This window comes from Siphonobacter sp. SORGH_AS_0500, from assembly GCF_031453245.1.
Taxonomy (GTDB): Bacteria; Bacteroidota; Bacteroidia; order Cytophagales; family Spirosomataceae; genus Siphonobacter.
Genome location: NZ_JAVIYT010000001.1, coordinates 3,698,509 through 3,719,788, shown reverse-complemented (window position 1 = coordinate 3,719,788; position 21,280 = coordinate 3,698,509). Strand labels below are relative to the sequence as shown.

The 21,280-nt window shown below is 45.8% G+C and carries 18 protein-coding genes and 1 riboswitch; of the genes, 13 read left to right on the top strand and 5 right to left on the bottom strand.

Annotation, left to right across the window (positions count from 1 at the left end; all coding sequences use genetic code 11):
• Positions 1-60 precede the first annotated feature (60 nt).
• Together QE357_RS15915 and QE357_RS15910 are read left to right on the top strand one after the other, a co-directional pair.
• Positions 61-3,459 (top strand): VCBS repeat-containing protein, encoded by a 3,399-nt coding sequence (locus QE357_RS15915; protein ID WP_309709465.1) that lies wholly within the window; start codon positions 61-63, stop codon positions 3,457-3,459.
• 14 nt (positions 3,460-3,473) lie between these two features.
• Complete coding sequence (locus QE357_RS15910; RefSeq protein WP_106635362.1) at positions 3,474-6,806, top strand: VCBS repeat-containing protein; 3,333 nt, start codon at positions 3,474-3,476, stop codon at positions 6,804-6,806.
• On the opposite strand, the gene QE357_RS15905 is transcribed toward QE357_RS15910, so the two are convergent.
• Positions 6,799-7,608: a hypothetical protein gene (locus QE357_RS15905; protein ID WP_106635323.1), complete on the bottom strand. Its 810-nt coding sequence runs from the start codon at positions 7,606-7,608 to the stop codon at positions 6,799-6,801. The two genes, QE357_RS15910 and QE357_RS15905, sit on opposite strands and share 8 nt — an antisense overlap.
• 340 nt (positions 7,609-7,948) lie before the next feature.
• Here QE357_RS15905 and QE357_RS15900 point away from each other — a divergent pair, with 340 nt between their 5' ends.
• On the top strand, positions 7,949-8,488 hold the full coding sequence (locus QE357_RS15900; protein ID WP_307140899.1) for a DUF4136 domain-containing protein: 540 nt from the start codon (positions 7,949-7,951) through the stop codon (positions 8,486-8,488).
• A 177-nt stretch (positions 8,489-8,665) separates the two neighbouring features.
• Here the strand turns inward: QE357_RS15900 and QE357_RS15895 are convergent, their stop codons facing one another.
• Both QE357_RS15895 and QE357_RS15890 read right to left on the bottom strand, forming a co-directional pair.
• On the bottom strand, positions 8,666-9,229 hold the full coding sequence (locus QE357_RS15895) for a phosphoribosylglycinamide formyltransferase (protein WP_309709459.1): 564 nt from the start codon (positions 9,227-9,229) through the stop codon (positions 8,666-8,668).
• 37 nt (positions 9,230-9,266) lie between these two features.
• Entirely contained in the window at positions 9,267-9,776 is a 510-nt protein-coding gene (locus QE357_RS15890; RefSeq protein WP_307140897.1) for a phosphoribosyltransferase family protein, read from the bottom strand.
• Positions 9,777-10,001: 225 nt separating this feature from the next.
• Here QE357_RS15890 and QE357_RS15885 point away from each other — a divergent pair, with 225 nt between their 5' ends.
• The 10 genes from QE357_RS15885 (at position 10,002) to QE357_RS15840 (ending at position 20,510) form a co-directional block, all read left to right on the top strand.
• A complete protein-coding gene (locus QE357_RS15885) occupies positions 10,002-10,565 on the top strand; it encodes a YcxB family protein (protein WP_106635326.1) in 564 nt (187 codons plus the stop codon).
• 96 nt (positions 10,566-10,661) lie between these two features.
• The gene (locus QE357_RS15880; protein WP_106635327.1) at positions 10,662-11,453 is read left to right on the top strand and encodes a DUF3050 domain-containing protein; all 792 of its coding nucleotides are present in this window, start codon (positions 10,662-10,664) and stop codon (positions 11,451-11,453) included.
• Positions 11,454-11,615: 162 nt separating this feature from the next.
• A complete protein-coding gene (locus tag QE357_RS15875; protein ID WP_106635328.1) occupies positions 11,616-13,361 on the top strand; it encodes a GMC oxidoreductase in 1,746 nt (581 codons plus the stop codon).
• A 35-nt stretch (positions 13,362-13,396) separates the two neighbouring features.
• Positions 13,397-13,879 (top strand): four helix bundle protein, encoded by a 483-nt coding sequence (locus tag QE357_RS15870; protein WP_106635329.1) that lies wholly within the window; start codon positions 13,397-13,399, stop codon positions 13,877-13,879.
• Positions 13,880-13,884: 5 nt separating this feature from the next.
• The gene (locus QE357_RS15865) at positions 13,885-14,496 is read left to right on the top strand and encodes a gluconate 2-dehydrogenase subunit 3 family protein (RefSeq protein ID WP_106635330.1); all 612 of its coding nucleotides are present in this window, start codon (positions 13,885-13,887) and stop codon (positions 14,494-14,496) included.
• A 221-nt stretch (positions 14,497-14,717) separates the two neighbouring features.
• Positions 14,718-14,995: riboswitch (cobalamin riboswitch) on the top strand.
• A gap of 113 nt (positions 14,996-15,108) precedes the next feature.
• The gene (locus QE357_RS15860) at positions 15,109-16,989 is read left to right on the top strand and encodes a TonB-dependent receptor domain-containing protein (RefSeq protein ID WP_309709446.1); all 1,881 of its coding nucleotides are present in this window, start codon (positions 15,109-15,111) and stop codon (positions 16,987-16,989) included.
• A gap of 20 nt (positions 16,990-17,009) precedes the next feature.
• Positions 17,010-18,026 (top strand): nicotinate-nucleotide--dimethylbenzimidazole phosphoribosyltransferase, encoded by a 1,017-nt coding sequence (cobT, locus tag QE357_RS15855; protein ID WP_309709443.1) that lies wholly within the window; start codon positions 17,010-17,012, stop codon positions 18,024-18,026.
• Positions 18,016-18,789: an adenosylcobinamide-GDP ribazoletransferase gene (locus QE357_RS15850; RefSeq protein ID WP_309709440.1), complete on the top strand. Its 774-nt coding sequence runs from the start codon at positions 18,016-18,018 to the stop codon at positions 18,787-18,789. Before cobT ends, QE357_RS15850 begins: the two co-directional genes overlap by 11 nt.
• Positions 18,774-19,340, top strand: a complete 567-nt coding sequence (cobC, locus tag QE357_RS15845; RefSeq protein WP_309709438.1) for an alpha-ribazole phosphatase — start codon at positions 18,774-18,776, stop codon at positions 19,338-19,340. The genes QE357_RS15850 and cobC overlap by 16 nt, the downstream gene beginning before the upstream one ends.
• 66 nt (positions 19,341-19,406) lie before the next feature.
• Positions 19,407-20,510, top strand: coding sequence for a glycoside hydrolase family 130 protein (locus QE357_RS15840; protein WP_106635335.1), 1,104 nt, complete (start codon positions 19,407-19,409; stop codon positions 20,508-20,510).
• 3 nt (positions 20,511-20,513) lie between these two features.
• Here QE357_RS15840 and QE357_RS15835 read toward each other — a convergent pair whose 3' ends face one another.
• Both QE357_RS15835 and QE357_RS15830 read right to left on the bottom strand, forming a co-directional pair.
• On the bottom strand, positions 20,514-20,813 hold the full coding sequence (locus QE357_RS15835; RefSeq protein WP_106635336.1) for a rhodanese-like domain-containing protein: 300 nt from the start codon (positions 20,811-20,813) through the stop codon (positions 20,514-20,516).
• Positions 20,814-20,880: 67 nt separating this feature from the next.
• The gene (locus QE357_RS15830) at positions 20,881-21,183 is read right to left on the bottom strand and encodes a rhodanese-like domain-containing protein (protein ID WP_106635337.1); all 303 of its coding nucleotides are present in this window, start codon (positions 21,181-21,183) and stop codon (positions 20,881-20,883) included.
• Between the last annotated feature and the right edge of the window lie 97 nt (positions 21,184-21,280).

Sequence of the window (21,280 nt, the reverse complement as noted above, 5' to 3'; positions counted from 1 at the left end):
CTCCTTTCCAGCATTGGGAAGGGGCCTGTGTTGATACTAGCCTAAGTAAAACAGAAGTCAATGCATCATTCGTTTCGCGTATTCCTAAAAGGAACCAGTATCGTAATCGGCTTCTTGCTGGGCTTGACCGCTTGTACGTCTTCCGATGAAAAACCCCTATTTGAAACGTTAGATTCCACTCAAACAGGTATTACATTCCAGAATAGCGTCCTGGATGATGACAGTCTGAACATTGTAGAATATCTGTATTTCTACAATGGAGGAGGGGTAGCGGCGGGTGACATTAATAAAGATGGTCTGACGGACGTATACTTTGTCAGTAACCGTGGCAAGAATAAATTATACCTCAATAAAGGAAATTGGAAATTTGAAGATATTACCGAACAGGCGGGCGTAGGCGGCTTTGCCGACTGGCAGACGGGTGTAAGTATGGTCGATATTAACGGCGATGGTTGGCTGGACATTTATGTGTGTGCTGTAGGCAATTACCGAGGGCTGGAAGGCTCAAACGAACTTTACATCAACAATCACGACGGAACCTTTACAGAAAAAGCAGCGGAGTACGGACTGGATTTTACGGGTTTTTCAACACAGGCGGCCTTTTTTGACTATGATCACGATGGTGATCTGGATTGTTATTTGCTTAATCATGCTATTCATAAAGCCATTTCCTATAATAACGTGAATGCCCGGTTTTTACGGGATAACGAAGCAGGGGATTACCTGTTTGAAAATAAACTCATTGATAAAGGCACTCAGACTAAACCCTTATTCGTAAATGTATCCGAAAAAGCGGGTATCTACGGAGCTCCGATGGGTTATGGTCTTGGAATCGCCGTAGGCGATCTGGATAACGACGGCTGGGAAGATATTTACGTTTCCAACGATTTTCACGAAGACGATTACTACTACCATAATAATGGAAACGGCACCTTTACCGAAAAGCTGAAAGAGGTTTTTGCACATACCAGCCGCTTCTCGATGGGGAACGACATGGCCGACATCAACAATGATGGTTGGCTGGATGTCATGACGTTAGATATGTATCCCGAAGATGAAACCGTAGAAAAATCATCGGCGGGTGAAGACCCATTCGACGTCTTTTCGTTCAAACTCAGTTACGGGTACCATTACCAATACGCCCGCAATTGCTTGCAACTGAATTTACAGGGCAAACGGTTTGTGGACCTTGCCGCCCAACTAGGCATGGCTGCCACCGACTGGAGCTGGGCACCCCTCTGGGCTGACTATGACGGCGATGGCGTGAAGGATGTATTCATCACCAACGGCATTGTACGGCGACCCAACAACATGGATTACATCAAGTATGTATTTCAGGATTCAGTATATGCGGCTTTGGACAAGCGAGTGAAAGAGGTGGTCCGAAAATCCATTACTCACATGCCCGAGGGAAAAACACATAATTACCTCTATCAGGGTATCGCGAAAGGACCCTTCGATTTTACGTTCAAAGACCGTTCGAAAGACTGGGGATTTGAAAAAGAAAACATCAACAATGGAGCTATTTATGCCGATCTGGACAATGATGGTGACTTGGATTTAGTAAGTAATGCCATTAACGAGGCAGCGGGCGTATATCGAAACAATGCTCGGCAAACGTTGGGTAACCATTACCTGAAAGTGAATTTTATAGGTGATAAAGCCAATGTTTTGGGGGTGGGAGCAAAGGTGTTACTGAAAGACAGTACCCAACTTTTTTATCAGCAGAATAGCCCGGTGCGGGGTTTTGAATCCTCCGTGGAGCCTACATTGACTTTTGGCGTGGGTAAGCAACCCCTTATTGATAGCGTATTAGTAATCTGGCCGGATGGGAAATCACAAACCCTCCGCAATGTAAAAGCCGATCAGACGCTGACCGTTCAATATACGGCTGCTAAAGATCAGCCTATTACTTCCTGGTGGAGTACCAGCCAAATGCCAGTTCTGGAAGAGGTACAGCCTAATCCGATTACCTATACCCATCAGGAGAACAAGGATTATTTTGACTTTAGTCGCGAACCCTTGATGCCTTTTCAGCTTTCGACGGAAGGACCGCGGCTGGCCAAGGGTGACGTGAACGGGGATGGCCTGGAAGATGCCTACATCCCTGGAGCCAAGTTTAAGGTAGGTCAGTTGTTTTTGCAGAAACCCGACGGCCAATTTGTACGTAGTTCGCAGCCCGGATTTGACGCTGATTCGACGGCTGAACACGTAGCTGCTACGTTTTTTGATGCCGATGGGGATGGTGATCTGGATTTATACGTTGTCGCTGGTGGGAATGAATACTATGGCGAAATGGACCAGTTACAGGATCTCTTATACTTTAACGACGGCAAAGGCACCTTTACCAAACGCAGTACGGCATTACCAAAAATGCTGGAAAACAAGTCGGGTGTATACCCAACGGACTTTGATAAAGACGGGGATCTAGATTTGTTTGTTTCGGGTCGGGTAACGGCTTATGCCTACGGTAAACCGCCTCGGTCTTTCCTGCTTGTCAACGATGGCAAGGGTAATTTCCAGGATCAAACGGATCGACTGGCCCCTGAACTACGTTTGGCAGGCTTACTGACGGATGCCCACTGGAGCGACTTTGACGGAGATCAGAAACCCGATCTACTAGTCATTGGAGATTGGATAGAGCCGCAACTTTTTGTGCAAAAAGGCGGGAAATTTAGCCGCAAACCCATGCGTTTGGAGGAAGCTGATGGTACTGAGTCCACGCGTATGAAGGGATTCTGGAGTCGTATGATCTGGGCTGACCTGAACAAAGACGGGCGGGAAGATGCCGTGCTGGGTAACTTGGGTCTGAATAGCCGTCTTCGCCGAAAGGGATCCAACCATTTGAAAATGTGGGTCAAAGACATTGACTCGAATGGACAGGCAGAACAAATTCTGGCTTATGAAGATCAGTCTGGCTCATACTATCCCCTAGCGGGCAAGGATGAACTCGGCAAACAGCTTCCTTCGGTCATCAACAAGAAATTTACTACCTATGCCGATTTTGCCGGAAAAACCGTAGAGGATATCTTCGATAAAGGCGAGTTAAACGGAGCGACTGAATTTGAAATCAATCGTTACAGTTCCGTATGGCTGGAGAACAAAGGTGGCCTTCGGTTTGTCATTCACGAACTGCCGGCTCCGGCCCAGTGGTCAAAACTCTACGCTTTCGCGATTGGCGACGTAGATAGCAACGGTACGCCGGATGTATTGGCAGGTGGAAACCTCTACAGCGTTAATCCGGCTCAGGGGCAGTACAATGCAAACCCCGGCCTGGTATTACTCAACGATGGCAAAGGTAACTTCCGACCTAGCCCGGGACCTTTTTCCGGTTTTTCGGTATCCGGCGAAATCCGGGATATACAGGCCCTTCGAACGGCAGCGGGCACCCGCTGGCTGGTCAGCCGGAATAATGATCGGCTCTTGGTATTTCAAACCCATACGCACCCCATTCAGTGAATTCCCTATACCCCATGAAACAGTATATTCTGATAACGGCCTTGGCTCTGGTTTTGGCCGCGTGCGGAAAGAAGCAGGAAGAAACCCTGTTTGAGTCGCTCCCAGCGGAACAAACGGGTATTACGTTCGTCAACGAAGTAAAAGACGACAAGGAACTGAACATTTTCAATTACCGGAATTTCTATAATGGTGGCGGCGTAGCCATCGGTGACATCAACAATGATAGTCTTCCCGATGTGTTTCTAACGTCCAATATGGGCGATAACAAGCTGTACCTGAATAAAGGTAATTTCAAGTTTGAGGATATTTCCGAGAAAGCTGGAATCAAAGGAAAGCATGCCTGGAGTACCGGAGCCACCTTCGCGGATGTAAACGGCGATGGTCGCCTGGATTTGTACGTCTGCAACGCAGGGAACCGACCCAATGACGATCGGGCCAACGAACTGTTTATCAACAACGGAAACCTGACCTTTACCGAAAAAGCCAAAGAATATGGGTTGGATGACCGGGGGGTATCGACGCACGCTGCCTTTTTCGACTATGACCGCGATGGAGATCTGGATATGTTTCTGCTCAATAACAGTTTCATGCCGGTTGGACGATTGGGCTATAAAAACTTGCGAAGTCAACGCGATTACGACGGCGGTCACAAGTTTTTTGAAAACCGGATTATTCACAAAGATACTGCTCCGGTAACGACGCAGTTCGTGGATATTTCGGAGAAGGCTGGCATTTATGGAAGTGTCATTGGGTTCGGATTAGGCATCACCGTGGGGGACGTGAACGATGACGATTGGCCGGACATTTACGTTTCCAATGATTTCTACGAACATGATTATCTATACCTAAACAATCAGGATGGGACCTTCCGAGAATCTCTGAAAGAAACCTTTCCGCATATCAGCCTGTCCTCAATGGGAGCGGATGTAGCCGACGTGAACAACGACGGACGCCTGGATATTTTCGTGACGGAAATGTTACCTGGAACCGACCGCCGACTGAAAACGACTACGCTGTTTGAAAGCTACGAGCTGGAACAGTTCAAGCTCAGTCAGGATTACCATCACCAGTACATGCGAAACATGCTGCATCTAAACAATGGTTTGGACGCGAAGGGAAAATTGACATTCAGCGATGTTGGGCAGTACGCGGGGGTAGCCGCGACCGACTGGAGCTGGGGAGCCCTGCTTTTTGATATGGACAATGACGGACAAAAGGATATTTTCGTCGCTAACGGCTTATATAAAACCATCTCGGATCAGGATTTTATCTCCTTCTTTTCCGACGACAATACCATGCAGCAAGTCGTGACACAGGGGTTCAATTTTGCGGAATTTCTAACCAAGATGCCTTCGGAACCAATTCCCAATTATGCTTTTCGTAACGAAGGAAATCTAAAATTCAGTAATCAGGCCCAGGCATGGGGACTGGCTGAACCTAACTTCTCGAATGGATCGGCTTACGGCGATTTGGATAGTGACGGAGATCTGGATCTGATTGTCAGTAATGTCAATCAACCCTTGTCGGTATACCGCAATCACGCCAGTGACCGGAATCACCAGCATTTTTTACGCGTAAAGTTAAAAGGAACGGACCAGAACCGGAATGGAATTGGAGCGAAAGTTCGGGTACATCAGCCTAATCGTACGATACTCCTGCAACAAATGCCGAACCGGGGTTTTCAGTCTTCCGTGGATTTGACACTGGTGTTTGGCTTGGGAACAGAAACGGCGATTGATTCTGTAACGGTTGTTTGGCCGGATGGTCAGCAACAGGCAATCCCGAAGGTAAAAGCGGATACGGAACTTGTTCTGGATTATCGTCAATCGAAAGCTGGTACTCCTCGAGTGGGAGCAAAGCCAGCGTCTTACTTCACCGATGCAACGGCTTCCTCTCGCTTAGACTATACCCACGTAGAAAATGCGTTCGTGGACTACAACCGTGATCCGCTGCTCAAGCAGATGTATTCCACGCAGGGGCCGTCGCTGGCCGTGGGGGATGTCAATGGAGACGGTCTGGATGACGTGTACCTCGGCGGAGCTTCCGGCTCGCCCAAAAAATTATTTGTGCAACAGTCCAATGGCACGTTTAAGGGTCAGGAGCTGATCATACTCGATACCGAACGCCTGTACGAGGACGTAGCGGCTACCTTCTTCGACGCGGATCAGGATGGGGACCAAGACTTGTACGTAGTGAGCGGGGGCAATGAATTTATCGACGGTTCCGCTGAACTCGAAGACCGGCTATACCTGAATGATGGAAAGGGGACTTTTACCAGAGATCGTCGACTGCCCTTGCTCTATCTGAATGGATCGAGTGTTACGGCGGCTGATTTCGATCACGATGGCGATCAGGATTTATTTGTGGGAAGTCGAATGGTATCTGGGCAGTACGGCCTATCGCCACAGAGTCAGTTACTCGTCAATAATGGTCGGGGTGAATTCAAAGTAATGACCAAACGGTATATGCCGGAATTTTCAAAAATGGGAATGGTAACCGATGCAGTTTGGGCGGACGTCAACCACGATTCATGGCCCGATCTCATTATCAGTGAAGACTGGGGACCCGTTACTATTTTCCTGAATGAGAAAGGTCAACGTCTGGCAAGATCGCCTCAGCTAGCAGAGTTAACGGGCTGGTGGAACCGCTTGTACGTGCGGGATCTCGACGGGGATGGCGATCTGGATCTGGTGGCTGGAAATTTAGGTAGCAATAACCGCTATCATGCTTCGGCGGAACACCCGGCAGAGCTGTACGTCAACGATTTTGACCGCAACGGGACGATGGAACAAATCATCAATTGCTGGACCGAAACCGGTAAAAGCTATCCGATGGTACTCAAACAGGATTTACAGAAAGCGGTGCCTTCCATCAAAAAGAAATTCCTAAAATTTACGGATTATGCCGAAAAAACGGTCGAAGATCTATTTGATGCAAGCTCCCGTGAGGGCATGCTCAAGCGTTCGGCTGTAGAAGATCGGACGGGCGTATTCTGGAACGATGGGAAGGGAAATTTCCGCTTTGAAGCCTTACCTAGGGAAGTTCAGTTTTCACCCATTTATGGAATCAGCAGCGTAGATTATGATCAGGATGGAAAACTGGATTTGATTTTGACGGGCAATTTCTTCGAGTGTCTGCCCGAGCTGGGCCGCTACGATGCTAACCGGGGAGTTGTGCTGAAAGGTATGGGACAACAAAAATTTAACGTCGTACCTTCCGCCCAGACGGGTTTGGTCATTGAAGGGCAGGTACGACGTTCGGCAGAACTAAAAACTCCGCAGGGAGCCGGACTAGTTTTCGCCAAAAATGGAGCAGCGGCTCAGTTGGTGCGTTCGAAAACTAATTAATGGGCAGTTTCAGCAAAAATCTATTTTCTGAACGATACCCTTCCCGAATGTGATGTATACTGCTGGGGGTATTCAGGTCAGCTTCACTATACATAGGTCCAAAGAGGTAACGGCCATCCATATTTTCAACCTGAGAAGCATAAAAAGGCGTATCAATATGAAATTCCGTCCGAAATTGAGCGTCAGTGGAAAGCGTTAGGTAATTACGGAAACTCAGAGGGGTATTCTTGTTCGAGAACTCATAACGAACCAGTGCTGTCTTCTTTTTATGGTTGGATTCCGAAGAGGGTAGTTCCACTTCCTCTATGGTACTTTCAAATGTGGGTAATTGCCAGCCTTTGCCTGGAGCCACCATGAAGCGGGACTGGTTAATCTCTGTTTTAGGTGGAATAAATGACACTTGCTCTTCTTTTCGAATGATTCCCTGAAAAGAACCCCAAGTATAGCCGTAAAGAAATTGATTGTAACGGTTGAGTGAAGGCCGAAGGTCCGTGCCTGTTGTACCATTGTATTGTCCCTGGAAATAGGCCTCATCTACCCAATAATCAAACTTTTCGGTTCCTTTTATAAATGCCGACCGTTTCCAGTCCACATATAGCGGTACTCCCAGTTTGTTATAAATATTCATTCGGATAACTCCGTTTTCTCCCTGAAAGTTATACGTGATCCGTAGGGTGTCCGTATCGTAAACGAACTTATTATCTTGCAGGGTTACGTTATCGCTTTGCAAAGTCACCACTTGGACTTTGGGCGAGCAGGCATACAATAAAAAGGCGAGGATAAAAATGGATACAATTTTCATAATCGGTTGATTTTAATAGCAACCTATATAAAATGCTCTATAAAACAGTGTTAAAACTTCTTAAGAGTAGCCATTTGGGCAAAAATTTCCTGTAGTCTCACCTCATGAAGATAATTGCAAGGAAACCTTTGTCTAATTTTGAATTATTCGTAATTATATTAATTTTATAGTTTAGTTGAACTAGAGCTAGATAATTCGTAACCTCTTAACACTGAAGCAGGTAAAAGCCTCCAAAGTGTTATAATCTGGCATTATTTTTTAGCCCTAGAGGGTGCCATTCTTACAAGTCTTACAATACCATTTATTTCATTTTAATTTGGCTTAGCGGCCTTTCACGTTTATGAAACAGTCTTTACTCGTTTTTGCTGTTATGGTCGTGCTATGCTCGGCCTGCAACCCTAAAAATCTCGTTATTCATTCCGGGTACGCTCCGAATTATACGCACTTGTATAATACGTATTGCATTGCCTTTGATCCCATTACTGCAGAAGATACCACGCTTCAACACGATGTGATTACTGCTGAAATTAATCGCCAGATGCAATTAAGAGGTTTTCAGTATACTACTCAAAATCCTGATGTATTGGTTTTTTATTCCCTGCACCCTGATAAAATTAAATTGAATACTTACGTAAAAAGTTATCGTTCTCCTGAAGTGGATTATGTGGTGGATAAAACGTTTTTGCGGAAGGGCACTTTGCTGATTCAATTTCAGGACACATTCATGAACAAAACCGTCTGGCAGGGGTATGCGGCCCGGGTTTCGCCAGAAGGATTTTTTGATAAGAAAGCGGTTCGAACGGCAGCCCGAAATGTGCTTCTGGGTTACCATACTTTCTCCCTGACGTATCAGGCCCAAAACCGATCTTCTTCTTATTAGTTGGCAGTTGTCTGTTTACAGTTTTCAGTGAAGTGAACGGGCTGGTTATTAACCAGCCCGTTTCTTTTAGGTAAAGACGCGATTGATTGCTTCTGGGTAGAGCAAGATAATCCGACTTGAAATATAAAAAGACGCGATGAAATCGCGTCTCTACTAATAACCAATAACTAACAACCATCAACTATTAATAGCCCGCTCAATCACCACGGGAAAATATTCATATTCGAGAGCATGACATTTTTTAGCAACGTCTGCTGGCGTATCCGTAGGCTCTACAACGAAAGATTTCTGGAAAAGAATGTTTCCTTCGTCGTAATGCTCGTCCACGTAATGAATGGTAATACCTGACTCGGTCTCTTTAGCGTCTACCACGGCTTCGTGTACAAAACTGCCGTACATTCCTTTGCCGCCGTATTTGGGTAATAAAGCAGGGTGAATATTCAAAATCCGGTTAGGATAGGCTGCCACCAGATTTTTAGGAATGAGCCAGAGAAAACCCGCCAATATTACCCAGTCGATCTGAGCTTCCTGAAGCCAGCTTAATACTTCGCCCGAACGAAATTGTTCGCGATTAAACAGTTTCAAAGGAATACCGAGGCGATGGGCTCGTTCAATAACACCCGCAGCAGGGTTATTGCAAAGAACCATTTCCACGGAAATCGTTTCGTGATTTTTAAAATACTTGGCGATATTCTCGACGTTCGTACCCGAGCCCGAGGCAAAAAGAGCAATACGTTTCAAAAGAATGCTGAATTAAATCAATAGTAAATCGAGAGTATTATTGCAGATAAACACCCATTTCTGGCCCTTCCAGAATCACATCAATGTGATCATTGAGCGTAGTCATCAGGGCATACCCTACAAAGTCGGCTGAGACGGGGTAACGACGGTAATTACGATCTACCAGAACCGATACCTGAAGGCGTTTGACTTTTGTCTGAAAAAAAGGAAGAAGACTATACGCCAGTGTCCGGCCCGTGTATAAAACATCATCACAAACGATGACACATTTGCCCATTAACATCTCGGAATCAGTATTCAATTTGATTGAACTGGGCGATGGATCGGTTTTCTGAATTTGAATGTCAATCTGTTGTACTTTCAGCGGAGAGATGGCTTCCAGTTGCTCTTTCAGCAACGAAGCCATAATCACTCCCTGACCAACGATTCCCGCCAGTACAATTTCTTTTTCTTCGAAATTGGTTTCGTAAACCTCAAAGGCAATCCGGCGAATCTTTTGTTTGAGCTGTTCGGGGTTCAGAAGCAGCGTTTTTTCAGTTGAAATCATGGACGAATGTACAGCGACAATAGCTTTTGAAAATGATTCTGAATCGTAAAATTCCGAAAAGTGCCCGAATCGACCGAGGAAAACGAGATTTAATTAATAAATAATCAGAGCAATGCGAGAATATCGGAGCGGGATTTTACAGTACTACGTCGTTTTCGTATTTTTGTACTCCATCTAGAAAAACACGCGTTGTTTTTCGCTCAGAAGTCACTCTATTAACATAAAATGGCAAAAGTTCCGGTAAATCGCTACCAGCAGCCCTACATTAACAGTGGTCAGGCGGGAATGCCCCAGGGCGTTCGCACGAAAAAATACGGCCTGGACCCCAAAAAGTACATTAACCTGGCCTTACGGGACTGGATCAAACAGGAATGGTTCTGGTTTTTGATTCCCGTAGGGGTGATCGTTCTGAACGTCGTTCTGAACGTAACGAAAGTCTATCCAAACTGGTGGATTTACCTCGTAGCCGTACTCGGTGGGGTAGGTTTCGCTCTCTTCCGCGGTATGCAGTTTACGGCTACGACGCAGGTAGAACAGAATAAGCAGATGTTCGAAAAATTTGTGTATGAATTTGATAACCGTCAGATTTTTGTCTGGAAAAATCGCGAGAAAAAAGAAGGCGGCCAGTTACCCTGGAATATGATTCAGTCGGTTCAGAAAGAGAAAGACGCGTATTTGTTCAATCTGGGCAAGTATCAGTATCTCTATCTGCCATTCGACATTTTTAATTCAGAACATGACATTAAAATGTTCGAGACTATCCTCACTCGCAAAGAATTGCTGAAGTGAGTAATAGGGTTAGTACAAAAATTTAATTTGAGGTCGGTGGGTTGCTACCGACCTTTTTGCGTTTTTACTAATAAGTACCTCATAACTTGATCAACAGTGACTAATAATCCTTTGGAAGTACTCGAAGCTCGTCTGAACCCGCTGCGTCAGGAATTAATCGACCATTCCGTTTACAATCACATCAACTCGCTGGAGGCTTTACAGCTTTTTACCCAAAGCCACGTTTTTGCTGTCTGGGACTTCATGTCTCTGCTAAAGGCTCTGCAACGGCAGCTTACCTGCGTACAAGTGCCCTGGTTACCCGCTGCATCCGGGTCGACGGCGTATCTAATTAATGAAATCGTTACTGGTGAAGAAAGCGATGTAGATCAGCATGGCGTTCGGATGAGCCATTACGAGTTATACCTCCGGGCGATGAAAGAGCTAGAGGCGGATACATCGGTCATTGAGCAATTTGTTGCAGACCTGCGAGCGGGCCAATCGGTGAGGGAAGCTCTGGAAAATGCTGATATTCCCGCCGGAGCGAAGGCTTTTGTGAGTTATACGTTTTCAGTAATTGAGCGAAATCGTCCGCATGAAATTGCGGCGGCCTTTACCTATGGTCGCGAAGACTTGATTCCCGAATTATTCATTGAACTGGTTCGTAACCTGAACGCCCGATTCCCTAATCAACTCGATACATTCCGCTATTACCTGGAGCGTCACATCGAAGTAGACGGTGGGCATCATGGCCATTTGGCGGAAGAAATGGTTCGTGAATTGTGTGGCAATGACGCTCAAAAATGGGAAGAGACCATTTCTACGGCGGAGGAGTCGATCCGCCAAAGAATTTACCTCTGGAATTCGATTACCAGTTGCTTAAACGGAGGAGCTTTAGTTAATTCGTAAAATTTTTAATTAATTAAAGCGTTGATCTATATTCATAGCAGTTACTAAAAAAGCGTAAGTTTTTAATTAAAAAGTTATATAATTAATAAAAATTATTCATTTGTAGTAACGATTGGAGTGACCATAAACATAACAACGAGTCTTTACCTATTTTCCTAAAGTATGAACAGTTATCAAATCCAGGAGACCCCTGAAGTCTTTGACGTGGTTATCGTTGGGTCTGGAGCAGGCGGCGGTATGGCGGCTTATCAGCTATCCAAAGCGGGTGCCAAAGTTTGCTTACTGGAAGCTGGAGGTTACTATGACCCGGCTGATCCCAAGTATATCACTCAACTAAAGAATCCCTGGGAGTCTCCTCGTCGTGGGGCCAGCACTACGCGTCCTTTCGGTGATTTTGACGCCGCCTGGGGAGGCTGGCAGCTCGAAGGTGAGCCTTACTCTGCTGCTCCCGGAACAGAATTTCACTGGTTCAGAAGCCGGATGCTGGGTGGGCGTACCAACCACTGGGGCCGTATTTCCCTTCGTTTTGGTCCCGACGATTTTCGTCGCGGCAGCATGACGGGTATCGGGGATGACTGGCCAATTACGTACGACGACGTATCGCCCTATTACGATAAGGTAGATAAACTCCTGGGAATTTTTGGCTCAAAAGAAGGGCTTCGCAACGAACCCGACGGCCATTTCTTACCCCCACCAAAACCCCGTTTGCACGAGTTAATGCTGAAAAAAGCGGGTAAGAATCTGGGTATCCCGGTTATTCCTTCCCGTCTGGCGATTCTGACAAAAGCGATTAATAACGAACGTGGGCAGTGTTTTTACTGCTCGCAGTGCGGTCGGGCCTGTCAGGTTTACGCGGATTTTTCTTCGTCTTCCTGTCTTTGTAAACCTGCCGTTAAAACGGGTAACACAAGGCTGATCAACGGAGCGATGGTTCGCGAAGTATTAACCGACCAGAAAACCGGACTTTGCACGGGCGTTTCGTACGTCGATACCGCAACTTTACAGGAAAAAACGGTTCGGGCTAAAATTGTGGTGGTGGCGGCTAGTGCCTGTGAATCGGCCCGTCTGTTACTGAACTCCAAGTCGGCCCGGTTCCCAAATGGGCTGGCTAACTCCAGCGGAGTGATTGGTAAATACCTGAACGACTCCACCGGAGCCAGCCGCTCAGCCTTCGTTCCAGCTTTGATGAACCGGAAACGTTACAACGAAGACGGGGTAGGTGGAATGCACGTATACACGCCCTGGTGGCTAGATAACAAAAAACTGGACTTCCCTCGGGGGTATCACATTGAATACGGCGGGGGCATGGGCATGCCCAGCTACGGGTTTGGCATGGGCATTCAGGGCATGAACGGTAAGTATGCCTATGGCGATGGAAAAACGCAACCCGCAGGTGGATATGGATCACGTCTGAAAGAAGATGTACGTCGCTTCTACGGAGCTTACGTGGGCATGGCGGGTCGTGGAGAACCTATACCTTTGGAAAGTAACTATTGCGAAATCGACCCCAATAATGTCGATAAATACGGTATTCCGACGCTTCGTTTTCACTACAAATGGTCTGAAAACGAGGTTAAGCAGGCGAAACACATGCAGGATACCTTCGAGGAAATAATCCACGAAATGGGCGGTATTGCTCTGGGCTCCAAACCGGGTAAAGAGCAAAACTACGGATTAGAGGCTCCCGGAAAGATCATTCACGAAATCGGAACGGTACGCATGGGCAGCGATCCCAAAAAATCAGCTCTGAATTCTTTCATGCAGGGCCACGATGTCAAAAACCTGTTCGTAGTAGACGCCGCTCCTTTCGTAACGCAAGGCGACAAAAACGTAACCTGGACCATCCTAGCCATGTCCATGCGAACCAGTGATTACATCATTGATGAAGTGAAGAAGAAGAATCTGTAAAAGAGTTGTCTGTTTTCTGTTTACCATTTTCAGTGATGGCTACCATTCAACGTTTTGAGGATTTGAAAATTTGGCAAAAAGCTCGCTTGTATTCTCTGTCTATTTTTGAATTAACTGGGAGTGGGGAGTTTTATGCAGACTATGACCATCGCAGGCAAATCAGACGGTCGGCAGATTCTGTAATGGATAATATTGCAGAAGGTTTTGGAAGAGGAAGTCGAGGTGAATTTATTCAATTTCTGGGTATTGCTAAGGGCTCATTAACGGAAGTAAAATCACAGCTATACAGAGCTCTGGATCGTAAATATCTTTCATTACAAGCTTTTGAAAAGACTTATGAAGAAGCCGATGAGCTGGGAAAAATGATTGCTGGATTTATTTCCTACCTATCCAGAACACAGATTAAAGGAAGTAAGTATAAGCAAGTTTCTGAGAAAAGCGAAGTAAAGGAGCCTGAGATAAATTACGAAAATTGGTTCGAATCAACTGTAAACAGAAAACAGTTAACTGAAAACTGAACAAAATGAAACGTCGCGATACACTTAAGTCGATTGCCTTGGGGTCGTTGGGCATGGCTACGGTTCCTTCTACGGATCTGATAGCGGCTCCGCCCGAAAAACCGCTGGTGGTGCCCGGCGGACGGCAGAAATCGGAAGCCATCCGGGATGCCAAACTCATGGCTGATAAGTTCTTTACACCTCAGGAAATGAAAACCCTCACCGTTTTGTGCGACATTATTCTTCCGGCGGACGAGAAGTCGGGCAGTGCCTCGCAAGCGGGTGTACCGGCTTTCATTGAATTTATGGTGAAAGATCAACCCGTACACCAGATTCCTCTTCGTGGAGGGCTGGCCTGGTTAGATAATGAAAGCCGAAAACGCTTCAGCAAGAAATTTGTGGAGCTTACAAAAGCTCAGCAGATAGAAATCGTGGATGACATTGCCTATCCTGAACAAGCGAAACCTCAGTTCTCCCAAGGCGTTGCGTTCTTTAACAAAATGCGGGACATGACCTTAACCGGTTTTTATACCACCCGCATAGGCTTCAACGATTTGGGTTACGTAGGAAATACTCCCAACAACTGGGAAGGAGTGCCCGAAGAGGTACTGAAGCAATACGGCCTGAGTTATGAGTAATGGGGTTTGAGAAGGTTAGAATTAGGTGTGAGAAGTTTGATTTAGTTTGAGAAAGTAAGATAAATGAGAGGTTTTCATCAAACTCCTCACACCTAATTCTAACTTCTTCTAACTAAATTAAATCTCTCAAACTACTGCTAACCTTCTCAAACGTAGTAGAACGAAAGGTATACTTAATGCTGATTCGGTAAAAGACCGGGTCAGCATTAAGTATTTTTTATACTTTTGCCCACGTTTTAGGTTTCAGCAGAAACTCTGTTGAATGAAAAGGGAACACCGGTGTAAATCCGGGGCTATCCCCGTAGCTGTAAGTTTTAATGAGTTTAGAGTGGTAAGTTTTGAGTTTAGGGTTAAGATTGTAAAGTTGACAGCCTTCATAACTCAAAACACTAAACTCCAAACTCAAACACAACTTCCAAAAGCCACTGTACACACGTATGGGAAGGTGGGGGTTGAGATGAAACGAGCCAGAAGACCTGCCTGAAATGGTATACTTTTCGAGCTTTCGGGTGAAAAGCCGTGAATGAATTTCAACGCACTGGATGGTAACACCCAGCCGGATTTCTATTCACTTTTCTACGAAAGACTCCTTACTTAATCATTAGTGGAGTCATGAACACATTTACCAGAATTACCTTTCTTCTCCTGATTACAACTTTGCAGGTCTGGGCTCAAAAACCGGATACCCAACTGGAAGAAGTAACCATCACCGCCAATCGTACCGGACAAAAATTATCCCAAACGGGTAAAGTAGTTACCGTTCTTACCGATTCAACTTTACAAAAATACGCTACTCAATCGCTTGGCGAGTTATTAACCCGTCAGGCCGGGGTTATGATCGTTGGGGCTCAGGGGCCGCTGGGAACCAATCAGACCGTCTCATTACGCGGAGCCGGTGGAGGAAACACCCTGATTTTACTCGATGGCTTACCCATCTATGATCCCTCTCAGATTAATAACACGTTTGATCTCAATCTGCTTTCGGTTGGGGAATGCGAACGAATTGAGATCATTCGGGGAGCTCAGTCTACCCTGTACGGTTCGGATGCGGTAGCTGGGGTAATTAACATTTTTACTAAAAAAGAAGGGTATCGACCCATCGGAGGCCATGCCACCGTTCAGGCCGGAAGTTATGGTACTTTCCGGGGAACCGTCGGTGTGAATGGAGCTTCAAAAGTAGGTTACTTCAATGCTCAATATACCCGATTGCGTTCCGATGGATTTTCGGCGGCATATGATGCGAAAGGAAATCAGAACTTTGATAACGATGGTTTCTGGCAGGATAACGTTCTCTTAAACGGCGGTATTAATCTTTCTCCCAATCTAATCTGGAAGGTACGGGGCCTGTATTCGGGGTATAAAAATGAAATTGACGCCGGAGCCCTAACCGATGATCCCAGCTATAATTACCGTAACACCTTCAAACTGGCCGGAACAGGGATAGATTATAGTTATGCTTCTGGAAAACTGACGGCAAATTATGCGTTCTCGGCTTTCCAACGTAATTCTGTTCAGGACAAGTCCACGTTTGAGGGAAATAGTCATTTTGCAGAAATCTATAATAGCTGGCGGACTACTAGCTGGTTAACTCTCGTTACCGGGGTTGATCTGCGGACTCAGAATACAGCTCAAACCAATCCTTATGCTCCACCTTTAGAGAAAAATCTAGCGAAAACAACTTTATTCAGTGCGTATGCCACGGCTTTGATTCGAACCGATTCCAGCTTTGCTCTGGAACTGGGCGGACGCTATAACCATCATTCCCTATACGGTAGTAACGCAACTTATTCCATCAATCCTTCTTATCTTTTAAGCAATCAGGTAAAATTCTTTGCTAACCTTTCCAGTGGATTCCGGGCCCCAAGCTTGTATCAGTTGTATTCGCCGTATGGTAACAAAGATTTGAAGCCCGAAATGAGTCGTTCGCTGGAGGCTGGTGTTCAGTTATTTGCTACGGATAAACGATCATTTATACGAGCTCTTTATTTCGATCGGGCTATTAAAGACGTGATTGCTTTTCAGTCATTAAGCGTTGAACCTTACGGTAAGTACGTGAATTATAGTCGTCAGAATGATCATGGGCTGGAATTTGAAGTATCGAGTCGCTTTAAAAATTTAGTGGTTTCGGGTAATTTAACGTATGTAACGGGTCGGGTGACTCAAACGGTTAATGGTCGAGACTCCAGCTCATTTAATCTCTTCCGAATTCCGAAGTGCATGGGAAATACAACCATTGGTTATCAGTTCACGAAACACTTTTTTAGTTCTTTGTCAATGCGGAGTGTGGGTAATCGTCAAGATAAAGTATATGGTCTAGGCATTGTGAATCTTAATGCATACACGACGCTTGACGCTTATGCCGAATATCAGTTCAATGCTTTCGTCAAACTATACGGTGACGTTCGTAACCTTACGGATAAGCAGTATTTTGAGGTTTACGGGTATAACACCCGTCGGCGTAATTTCAACATAGGCTTAAAGTTTGATTTTTAGCAGATTAGATAATCGATCCTATGTCCTTCGAAGAAAGAGTACAATATAAAATTGACCATAAAACCAAGCCTTTAGGAGCTTTAGGCCAGTTGGAAACTCTGGCATTCCGCATGGCCTGTATACAGCAAACCGAAACGCCAGAGTTACGAAAAGCCGCCCTGGTAGTCTTCGCGGCAGATCACGGCATTGCTCAGGAAGGGGTAAGTGCGTATCCCGCAGAAGTAACTTATCAGATGGTGCTCAATTTTCTGGCGGGTGGAGCCGCTATTAACGTATTCTGCCGCCAGAATGAGCTGGAGTTATACGTGGTTGATGCGGGTGTGAATGCCGAATTCTCAGAAGAAACACAATTGATTCACGCCAAAGCTGGTTACGGTACAAATAGTTACTTGAAAGGGCCAGCGATGAGTTCAGAACAGCTTCGGTTTTGTCTGGAGAAAGGAGCCATGATTGTGAATGAACTGCACGATAAAGGCTCCAATGTGATTGGTTTTGGGGAAATGGGAATCGGTAATACGTCTTCATCGAGTGTATTGATGAGCATGGCTACTGGCCTTCCCATTGAAAGTTGCGTAGGGAAAGGGACTGGCGTTAATCCCGAACAATTACAACGAAAAGTAACGGTTCTGAAGGAAGCCATCCGGGTAAATGGGAGTTGCAGTGACCCTTACCAAATGCTTCAAACGTACGGTGGGTTTGAAATTGCTCAAATGGTGGGAGCCATTCGGGCGGCCCGTTCGAGAAAAATGATAATCTTAGTCGACGGATTTATTTCTACCGTTGCTCTGCTGATTGCCAGCCAGATGCAGCCTGATGTACTGGAAAATGCGATTTATTGTCATCAGTCGGCTGAACAGGGACATCGCCTTCTGCTTGATTTTTTGCGAGCGAAGCCGCTTCTTCGTATGAACTTACGGTTGGGAGAAGGCACGGGCTGTGCGTTGGCATATCCTTTATTGAAAAGTGCAGTAGCTTTCCTGAATCAGATGTCCACCTTTAACGAAGCAGGCATTTCTTCGCACAAGAATGATACATGAGTTACGAATCCTATTAACGGCGGTACTTTTTTATACCCGGATTCCATGCCCCGCCTGGGTGGGGCATGGACCCGAACAAATGCGGCAGTCTCGTAAATATTTTCCAATGATTGGGGGAATCGTTGGAGCCATTATGCTCGCCGTTTATTTCAGTAGTACGCTTATCTTTCCCAAAAACATCAGCCTTCTCTTAAGCATGGGTGCGGGTGTACTAACGACCGGAGCTTTCCATGAAGATGGCTTTGCTGACGTGTGCGATGGCTTTGGCGGCGGCTGGAGTAAAGAGCAGATTCTCCAAATCATGAAAGACAGCCGGGTGGGGACATTCGGTGTCGTGGGTATTGGGCTGTTATTGAGTCTCAAATACCTGATCCTGGTAGAAATTGCTACCCTTTCCGAGCCTCTCATCTGGAGTACCATCTTTTGTGGGCAAATTAGTAGCCGATTAATAGCCTCTATAGCCGCTGAAACGCACGAATACGTTCGTGATGAAGCCAGTAGTAAATCAGGGGCCGCAACATCGAGTCGTATAGGCTGGAAGGGCTTGATCCCAGGCGTTTTATTTACGGGCCTAACCTTCTTTTTACTGCCTAGTTATTGGCTTGCTCTGGCTGTTTTAGGGGCTTATGGCTCGAAAGTAATGCTGAGCTGGTTTTTTAAGAAATGGATTGGCGGTTACACGGGCGATTGCCTCGGGGCGATTCAGCAGGTTAGCGAAGTAGTTTTTTATCTGGGTATATACGCCATATGGATTTGTTTGTAATGCGGCACACTTCCGTGCATAATACCAAAGGAATGTGTTACGGTCAACGGGAGGTGGATTTATCAGAAAATTATTATCAGGAAATTCAGCAGATTACCAGGCAGTTCACAAAGCCATTTGATGTCGTTTATACTAGTCCGTTAAAGCGTTGTCTAACACTCGCTGAGCAGATTCCCGGTTCTTTATTACTTGAAGAGAAGCGATTAATGGAAATCAATTTCGGCGATTGGGAAGGGCAGTTATGGAATGATTTACAGGGAAAGGAAGTAACCGACTGGATGAATGATTTTGTTCGGGTTCAACCGCCCGGAGGAGAAAGCCTGGAAATGGTCTGTAACCGGGTTCAGGCCTTTCTGGAAGAATTACGCCAACAATCTTACGAACGCGTAGCAATCGTTACGCATGCGGGGGTATTACGCTGCATCTGGGCCAATCTGATTGGCGTTCCACTGCCGAATATTTTCAAAATTAAGGTTGATTACGGTCAGGTTGACCAGTTTATCCTACACCCGAATCCTGCTCTTGACCAATGGGTAGGACGAATTTTATAGCATTTATGTAGTAGATAATTGTGTTTATTAGTGTTATTGCAGACATAATTATTACCTACTACAACTATGAATAAACGTCTGTATCTTATTTTATTCGTTGGGATTTCACTCGGAGCCTGTCGAAATGCTACTCAAAAAACAGAATCAACTGCTACCGATTCATTAACCGTTTCGGACTGGGCCTTACTGCCCTTCGAAAAAGTTGATAGTCTCAATCCGGTGCTGGTTCCAACGCCCAATGAAACGTTCTTTGATCCCATCTGGAAGAAAGAAGTGAAGTGGGAAGAAAAAGACGTGTTTAATCCGGCGGCAGTCGTGCGGGACGGAAAAGTGCATTTGATCTATCGGGCTGAGGATAAACTGGGGAAATATGCCGGGGTTTCACGACTGGGATTAGCCATTAGTGAAGATGGGTTACACTTTAAAAAAGAAAAACACCCCATTTTTTATCCCAGCAATGACGCTCAGAAAAAATACGAATGGGAAGGCGGTACGGAAGACCCCCGCATTGTTGAAAGCCCGCAGGGTGGTTATATAATGACCTACACGGCTTACGATGGTAAAACAGCCCGGATGATGCTGGCTACGTCCAAAGATTTGCGAAACTGGACTAAACACGGCCCGGTTCTGGGCGAAGGAAAGCACCTGAACACATGGTCAAAATCGGGAGCCATTGTCGCCCGGCAAAAAGGAGATCAGGTGATTGCCGAAAAAATAAATGGAAAGTTTTGGATGTACTTTGGCGACACCAACCTGTTTCTGGCTCAATCCGATGATCTGATTCACTGGGAACCTCTAACCGAAGCGGATGGAACGTTGAAGCCCATTGTACGGCCCCGTCCTGATAAGTTTGATGGTCAGTTAGTAGAACCCGGTCCTTATGGGTTAATAACTGACAAGGGCATTCTCCTGATCTACAACGCCGCCCGACCCATGCCTGAAAAGAAAAATGCATTGGTATATAAGGCAGGTCAGATCTTAATGAACGGACAGGATCCGACGCAGATTCTGGCCCGAACGGACGAACCCTTTTTCGTTCCTGATAAACCTTACGAGTTAACTGGGCAGGTAAATAACGTCGTGTTTCTGGAAGGATTGGTATACTTCAAAAAGAAGTGGTTTTTATACTATGGGACGGCTGACTCGAAAATTGCAGTAGCCGTTCATTAACCCTTACACAACGGCATACGCCTGTAAGCCCCCTTCCAGGTTATGGATATTCGTAAAACCCTGTTTGGCTAATACTCGAGCGGCGATGGCACTTTGTAGCCCCGTTCCGCAAACCACTACGATTTCTTCATTCTTCCAGGAATCGGGAATATCATGCACGCGTAAGAGTAACTCATCCAGCGGAATGTGTAGACCGCCGATGGAAAAATTCTCCCGTTCGTAAGGCGTGCGAATGTCCAGAATCTGAAGGGGATCGCCTGCCTGAAGCCGGCTTTTCAAGGTAGAGGCATTGATAGGTTCCATCCTTATGTGCGTAAAGAAAAATACCTCTCTAGAGTCGTCTAAAGAGGTATCAAATTATTAATCATAATTATTTAGATTCCAGCTCATTATAAGCTAAGATTCCCCCTAAAACGTTACGAACGTTCGTGAAACCCTGGCTTTCGAGAAACTGCTGAGCCCGTCCTGAACGTGCCCCTGAACGACAATGAATAATGATTTCTTCGTTTTTTAAAGGCTCTAGCTCGTCCAGATGATCGGGTAGATCGCCTAAAGTAATTAGTCTGCCGCCTAAGTTTTGCTCTTCGTATTCATCGGGATTACGAACGTCGATCAGGTTGATTTTTTCTCCTTTGTCGAGACGCTCCTTGAGCTCCTGCACTGAAATATCCATTTGTTCGTCAGTTAATTGTTGAATGAGAAAAGGGGTTTTAAGCCTGTTCAGATTCAAAACAGCTGTGAGAGGTATAAAGTGCAAAGCAAGCAAAATG

Bases quoted from the DNA above. Each gene is read 5' to 3' on its own strand.
- QE357_RS15915 (WP_309709465.1), top strand. From the start codon at position 61: ATGCATCATTCGTTTCGCGTATTCCTAAAAGGAACCAGTATCGTAATC.
- QE357_RS15910 (WP_106635362.1), top strand. From the start codon at position 3,474: ATGAAACAGTATATTCTGATAACGGCCTTGGCTCTGGTTTTGGCCGCG.
- QE357_RS15905 (WP_106635323.1), bottom strand. From the start codon at position 7,608: ATGAAAATTGTATCCATTTTTATCCTCGCCTTTTTATTGTATGCCTGC.
- QE357_RS15900 (WP_307140899.1), top strand. From the start codon at position 7,949: ATGAAACAGTCTTTACTCGTTTTTGCTGTTATGGTCGTGCTATGCTCG.
- QE357_RS15890 (WP_307140897.1), bottom strand. From the start codon at position 9,776: ATGATTTCAACTGAAAAAACGCTGCTTCTGAACCCCGAACAGCTCAAA.
- QE357_RS15885 (WP_106635326.1), top strand. From the start codon at position 10,002: ATGGCAAAAGTTCCGGTAAATCGCTACCAGCAGCCCTACATTAACAGT.
- QE357_RS15875 (WP_106635328.1), top strand. From the start codon at position 11,616: ATGAACAGTTATCAAATCCAGGAGACCCCTGAAGTCTTTGACGTGGTT.
- QE357_RS15870 (WP_106635329.1), top strand. From the start codon at position 13,397: ATGGCTACCATTCAACGTTTTGAGGATTTGAAAATTTGGCAAAAAGCT.
- QE357_RS15865 (WP_106635330.1), top strand. From the start codon at position 13,885: ATGAAACGTCGCGATACACTTAAGTCGATTGCCTTGGGGTCGTTGGGC.
- QE357_RS15860 (WP_309709446.1), top strand. From the start codon at position 15,109: ATGAACACATTTACCAGAATTACCTTTCTTCTCCTGATTACAACTTTG.
- cobT (WP_309709443.1), top strand. From the start codon at position 17,010: ATGTCCTTCGAAGAAAGAGTACAATATAAAATTGACCATAAAACCAAG.
- QE357_RS15850 (WP_309709440.1), top strand. From the start codon at position 18,016: ATGATACATGAGTTACGAATCCTATTAACGGCGGTACTTTTTTATACC.
- cobC (WP_309709438.1), top strand. From the start codon at position 18,774: ATGGATTTGTTTGTAATGCGGCACACTTCCGTGCATAATACCAAAGGA.
- QE357_RS15840 (WP_106635335.1), top strand. From the start codon at position 19,407: ATGAATAAACGTCTGTATCTTATTTTATTCGTTGGGATTTCACTCGGA.
- QE357_RS15835 (WP_106635336.1), bottom strand. From the start codon at position 20,813: ATGGAACCTATCAATGCCTCTACCTTGAAAAGCCGGCTTCAGGCAGGC.
- QE357_RS15830 (WP_106635337.1), bottom strand. From the start codon at position 21,183: ATGGATATTTCAGTGCAGGAGCTCAAGGAGCGTCTCGACAAAGGAGAA.